Origin of the sequence: Epilithonimonas arachidiradicis, assembly GCF_003610695.1 — a bacterium.
GTDB lineage: Bacteria > Bacteroidota > Bacteroidia > Flavobacteriales > Weeksellaceae > Epilithonimonas > Epilithonimonas arachidiradicis.
In genome coordinates this window covers 354,914-360,953 of sequence record NZ_RAQH01000004.1, presented here as the reverse complement: position 1 = coordinate 360,953, position 6,040 = coordinate 354,914, and the positions used below count along the sequence as shown (strand labels likewise).

General features: G+C 30.1%; 5 protein-coding genes. 2 read left to right on the top strand and 3 right to left on the bottom strand.

The genetic code is table 11. The features are described 5' to 3' along the window. Positions 1–95 precede the first annotated feature (95 nt). From BXY58_RS09415 to BXY58_RS09405, 3 genes are read right to left on the bottom strand one after another with little or no spacing between them, the layout of a single operon-like run. The gene (locus BXY58_RS09415) at positions 96–1,754 is read right to left on the bottom strand and encodes a T9SS type A sorting domain-containing protein (RefSeq protein ID WP_120213600.1); all 1,659 of its coding nucleotides are present in this window, start codon (positions 1,752–1,754) and stop codon (positions 96–98) included. A 3-nt stretch (positions 1,755–1,757) separates the two neighbouring features. Beyond that, positions 1,758–2,903: an autotransporter outer membrane beta-barrel domain-containing protein gene (locus BXY58_RS09410; RefSeq protein ID WP_120213599.1), complete on the bottom strand. Its 1,146-nt coding sequence runs from the start codon at positions 2,901–2,903 to the stop codon at positions 1,758–1,760. A 5-nt stretch (positions 2,904–2,908) separates the two neighbouring features. Beyond that, positions 2,909–3,493, bottom strand: a complete 585-nt coding sequence (locus BXY58_RS09405; RefSeq protein ID WP_120213598.1) for a T9SS type A sorting domain-containing protein — start codon at positions 3,491–3,493, stop codon at positions 2,909–2,911. Between the two features lie 78 nt (positions 3,494–3,571). On the opposite strand from BXY58_RS09405, the gene BXY58_RS09400 reads away from it, so the two are divergent. Next, positions 3,572–5,437, top strand: coding sequence for a tetratricopeptide repeat-containing sensor histidine kinase (locus BXY58_RS09400; protein ID WP_120213597.1), 1,866 nt, complete (start codon positions 3,572–3,574; stop codon positions 5,435–5,437). Continuing rightward, on the top strand, positions 5,434–6,033 hold the full coding sequence (locus tag BXY58_RS09395; RefSeq protein ID WP_120213596.1) for a response regulator transcription factor: 600 nt from the start codon (positions 5,434–5,436) through the stop codon (positions 6,031–6,033). The genes BXY58_RS09400 and BXY58_RS09395 overlap by 4 nt, the downstream gene beginning before the upstream one ends. Positions 6,034–6,040: the final 7 nt, after the last annotated feature.

Genomic DNA, 6,040 nt, shown 5'->3' with positions numbered 1-6,040 from the left:
TAAAAAGTTATTTCCGAAAATTATTTTTGAGCTTTAGAGGGCTCAAAAATTTTTCAGAATAACTTTTTAACTTACACAGTTAGTGAGACGCTACCTTATTTTTTGATAAAATGTATTGTTTTTTCTCCTGAACTACTATATATCTTTAGAATATAATTACCTTGAGGTAAATTTCTAACATCCACTTGATTGTTATTATATTTTGGAGAAAAGGATTTATTTAAAAGATTATATACTTCAACCTTGGAAATTTTATTCTTAGTTTCAATGTTAATAAAATCCCCTGTTGGGTTAGGGTAGATTTTATAATCTTTTTCAATTATTGTATTCTCATCAACTAACTTGTTATTACTGTTTCTAATAGATTCGGTGTCTATTACAGGTCCTCCAATTATTGCTCTATTATTGGCATATGCATAAAAATATCCTGTATCAATCAAAGTATTAGGATTGATTAAAAGATATCCATTACCTTCTACCTTAATACCATTCCATGTAGAGTTATTTGCAGAAGTGATCTCAGCGCCTTCAATTATAAAATTGCTACCATTTTTAACAATAAATCTGCTGTCTGGAGCCATTATTATTTTACAAGTTGCTTTCAAACTCGAATTATCATCAATCTTTACATTAGAATATAATCTAAAATTCAAGTCCCAAGTTTGATTATCCCTCACATCAATATTGGTATTTTTAAAAGAATCTTCCGTAAAATATTGTCGAGTACTTTTAGTGGACGCAGCAAGATACAATTTAGAAATTTGGAGATTACTAAGAAAATTGCCCGGAGCTGTTCCTGTTTGATTCATAATATTCATATAACAATTATTTTCATGACCAAGATTAAAATTATGCCCAGTCTCGTGAATAATACCCTTTCTTAAATTTGTAACATGCCAACCTCGAACTGTTTCCCATGATGTTGGATTAGGGACATTGGGGTCCGCAACAACATTTTTCATCCAAAGATATGTAAGATAGACATCTGGAAATATCTGTCTAAGCTTTTGTGAAAAATTTGAATTTGATGGAACTTGTGAGGCTGCCCAACCTTGTGTTCCTGACAAACTATAATTGTGATTATTAACCATTTCATTATATACATTTCCATTATTTGCAAAGACTATATTGATACCCATTGGAATAGTTGGATCATTGTCATAATAGGAATAATAATATGATGATGAATTAGGATTAATTGTTGAACTGAAATTTGAACAAGGCTGGTTTGGGCAAGTCGTATCGTACCCTGTTTGCAAATAATCCCAAGCTGGATCTATTTTCCATATTTTATTAATGACAAATTGAATTTTAGTGTTAGTCAGATGGGTCTGTCCATAACCTTCACAAGATGAAGTTGGCGAACCATCTAGATTAATTAGAGTTTGATTCACCCTACTTATTACTTCATCAATAAATCCAACATGTTCTGGATTACCTTGTTCAAAATTTCCTGTACCATCAGGTTTAGTAAGAAAAATAAAATTAAGTTTTAGATAAATAACATTATCCGATGGACTTGGTAAATAAAGATTATAATGATTGTAAGTGTAATCATTACTACTATAATATTGAGATGTATTGCTACAGCTTATAGAATTTATTTCTAATTCTTTAGCATCTATTTTGTTTAATACGTTAATTTTCAATTCATCACCAAATTGATTGGCGCAAATAAAAGGAAAAGAATTACTTTGTGCTTTTGATGAAGGAATTATCACAAAAAGTATAAAAATGTAAATAAAATTCTTCATACTTTATTTTTTATTATTAGCTTCTAATTCTCCAATTCTCTTATCTTGTTCTATTAAATGTAATGTTAGCTCTTCGACTTTCTTAAGAAGGAGAATGTTCATCTCTTTTAATTCTATACCATTTTGGATAGCTTCTTCTGTAGATGGCACCTCCGGAAGGTGTCCATTTATATTGATATAGTTTTCTACTTCCTTCAGTGGCATCAGCTTATAATCTTTGGCAAAAACATAATCCGCCCAGCCATTATCCGCAGCTATGTCTACTTTTACCTTTTCTGTTTTTATTCCATCCTTAACATATAATTTATATTTATTTCCATCAGTCGCTATTCCGTCAGCAGGAAGATTAGAAGTACCAATACCAATAGTTCCATTATTACCTTTAATCCAATTACCTATATTTAATTGATTACTTATACTTCCGGTGTTTACTGTTGTTTCATAACCAATAAGAATATTATTACTTCCAGAAGATAAATTAGATGCAGAATTTGCTCCAATCGAAATATTATTATTACCAACTACCAAATCCCTCAATGCATTTCTTCCTAAAGCAGTATTATAATTGCCATTTTTTATATTAATTAATGTTTTAACACCTAAAGCAGTATTATAAGCTACTGCATCACTAGATGTAGCATTATATCTTGCCATAGAAGCAAAACCAATAGCTGTATTTTCAGCCAAAGTCCCCCCTCCATTCAACGAATTTAAGCCTACACTTGTATTATCTGAACCGCCAACATTATTTGTCATAGAATTGATACCAATAGCTGTATTATTGTTACCAGTAGTATTTTCCATTAATGCATTGGCTCCAAATGAAGTGTTACCCCCTCCTGTTGTTACAAAAACTAATGATCCCAGACCGACAGCAGTATTACCTAATCCTGTCGCAAAATCATTTCCTCCTGCAATAAAAAGGTTGTTGTTCCAACCAAATCCATTATCAATATTTTGAAATATTAATCTACCTTTAGTCGTAAGTCTAATCCATTCTGTATTATTTGTTTTAAAAACTAAATCTTTTGAATCTGTAGTCCCAATAAAATTAGCTCCTGGAGTTATACCTGCATTTCCGGTTAGAGACCATTGTGCCTTAGCAATTCCTGTTAATGCTAAAAGGCTTAGTAATAATGTTTTTTTCATAGTTCTTAATTTTTAATAAATTGTTTTGTAAAAGTTTGGTTATTATTGGTTATTGTTTTTACCCCATAAACGCCTTTAGGAAGACTGCTAACGTCTATTTCTGCGGTTTTATATATATTGTATTTGCGTTTGACTTGTTTACCGGTTTTGTCGAAAATTATAACCTCTTTTATTATTCCCTGGCTTAAAGAAAGTTTTAATAAATTGTCTACCGGATTTTTTTCAATTATCAACCCCTGTATATTCTCAGCTTCTTGTAAATTTGATTTTTTCAACTTATCTTTTCCACCATTGCCACTTTTTTGAGGTTTTACAACAATTCCTCCCGTATCACTTTCTGCACAACCTACACAAGGACTGTTTGGCAAAACAAGGATACCATAACCTTGAGTCGGAGTTACAAAAATTTCATTTGTGGCAGAGATACTACCTCTCACTTCAGTATCAATTGAGCTTGTAAAGAACAAAATATTCTCTTCGCAAACATATCCTTTAGACTTAGGGTTAATTTCTACATAATTACATGTTGTAGTCTGGCCATTAAAAAATGATATTATCGAAGACATCATAACGACGAGATTCATTTTCATAAAAACAAGAATTTAACTATCTTTAGCAAAGATATAGCAACGGGTAAAAAATTTTTATCACATAATGCCGTGATTTTTATGAAAAAAAAACTTCTGATTTTCCTCATTATTCTAAATAATATTTTTGTTTTTGCTCAGAAAAAAATTGAAAAATTAGATCGGCTTTTTGATAAATTCGGCTCTGTTATTAATAAAAATTCAGATTCTGCTCTTTATTATTGTAATCAAGCCAGTATTCTTAATAAAAAAATAGGCAATGATTACTATGCTTCAAGATGTTTTATTTTATACGCTGCCTATTACTATCATATTGGCAATAACCGAAAGAGCAAAGACTACAACGAAAAAGCATTTTTATATGCCAAAAAGACAAACAATATTTCAGCTCTTTATCGCGTCCATAATCTAAGAGGCGTATTTTTTTACGAAAAAGGAGAATATGATAAAGCCTTCAACGAATATCAAAAAATGCAATATTATTTGGAGAAAAGTCCAGACAACAAATATTACGCAATTTTATACTTGAACTTTGGAAATCTTTTTATTGATAAAGGCGATACGCTTACAGCACTGAAAAATTATCATCTTACTACCAAATATTCCATATTAGCAAAGGATACCGCCAGAATATTAACTTCATATATTGTCATTGCCAATGCTTTACAAGGTAAAAACAACAGAAAAGCTAATGAATATTATGAGATAGCATTTTCCCTAGCCGAATTAACCCATGATAAACAGGAACAGTTTAATATTAGATTGAATCAGAGTAATATTTTTTTAGATCCTACAGATAGTTCTAAAAATGAAAAAGCATTGGTATTTTTAAAAAAAACAGAAACGCTTCTAAAACAGCTCAATGATAAAAGCCTTTATTTTTATTTAAATTTCAATTATGGAGCTTATTACATGAATAAAAATGACATTCAAAATGCTATCAACTATTATGAATCTGCTTACAAGGAATATGATATTGAAAGAATACCAATCAATTATAAATTAGATATTCTCAAAAATCTAATTAAAATTTATAAAAAAGATAACAACTATCAAAAATCATATGCCTATCAAAACATATTCTATAAACTCAAAGACAGCCTTTTTACTATAGAAAAAGAAAAAAACTACAATCAGCTGCTCGCTAAATATGAAGTTGAGAAAAAGAACAGTCAAATAAAACTTTTGAGCCAGCAGAATGAGTTGCAGGAAGCCAAAAAAACCAGAATATATATGGCTTTATCTTCTGTAAGTTCTCTTCTACTCATTGTATTTGTTTTTTATAAAAATAAACTAAGAAATCAGGATAAACTCAACAAAAAACAACAAGAGCTAAGCCGGACAAAACACCTGATGGAAGGTCAGGACATAGAGAGAAACAGATTGGCAAAGGATCTTCACGATGGTGTAGCTGGCAGCCTGGCAGGCATTAATTATATGCTGGACAAAGAAAATGAAAAACTTCAAAACGAAAAATTATCCGTTATAAAGAAGCATATAGACACTCTGCATTCTGAGATAAGAGAGATCTCTCACAATCTGAGTGATAATTTTCTGGTAGAAAAAACATTCCATCAGCTATTAACGAAATTGTCCAAAGAAAATGAAGAAAATAATATCACTACAAATATTCTGTTTTTTCCGGAAAATGCTTTAGATCATGTTAATGATAATGTGAAAACCCATCTTTACAGAATTACCCAGGAATTATTTACAAATATCAGAAAACACGCAAGAGCGACAAATATTCAAATGACAGTAACTAAAAATAATGATACAGTATGTATGATAGTGGAAGATAACGGTAACGGATTTTCAGATAATGATAAAACAACCGGCATTGGCTTAAAGAATATAAAAGAAAGACTACAAAGCTTCAACGCAGAAATGGAAATCGATTCTTATCCCGGAAAAGGAACAACAATTATAATAACTTTTGAAATATGATAAAAATTGGTATTGTTGATGATCATCAATTATTTCTAGATGGATTAACGTCAATTTTATCTGCTCAGGAGGACTTTAAAATTATTTTTGCAGTAGACAATGCAATGCTCGCTTTACAATTAATTCAAAAGCAACCTATAGATATATTAATTACTGACATATCTATGCCTAATATGAACGGGCTAGAGCTGATACACCTGATTAAGCAAAAACAGTCTGACATCAAAATAATAGTAATGAGTAGCTTTCGGGATCTTGTAAATAAAAAGCATATTGATGCTTATCTGCTTAAAAACACACCTAAAGAACAGCTTATAGAAGTCATAAAGAATCTTCATAATAAAAATGAAAAACATTATTATTCTAAGAAAATTGATAATCAGGATATCAATTTCAAAAAAAATATTTTAAGCCCGCGGGAAAAAGAAATAGTAATAGCTATAAGTAAAGGGTATTCCAGTTCAGAAATTTCCAATATGTTTTATATAAGTATTAATACTGTAGAAACGCATAGAAAAAATATTTTTTATAAATTAAATATTACCAATACGGCACAATTAGTTTCTATTGCTATGAAACTAGGTATTATTGATTAATTTACAT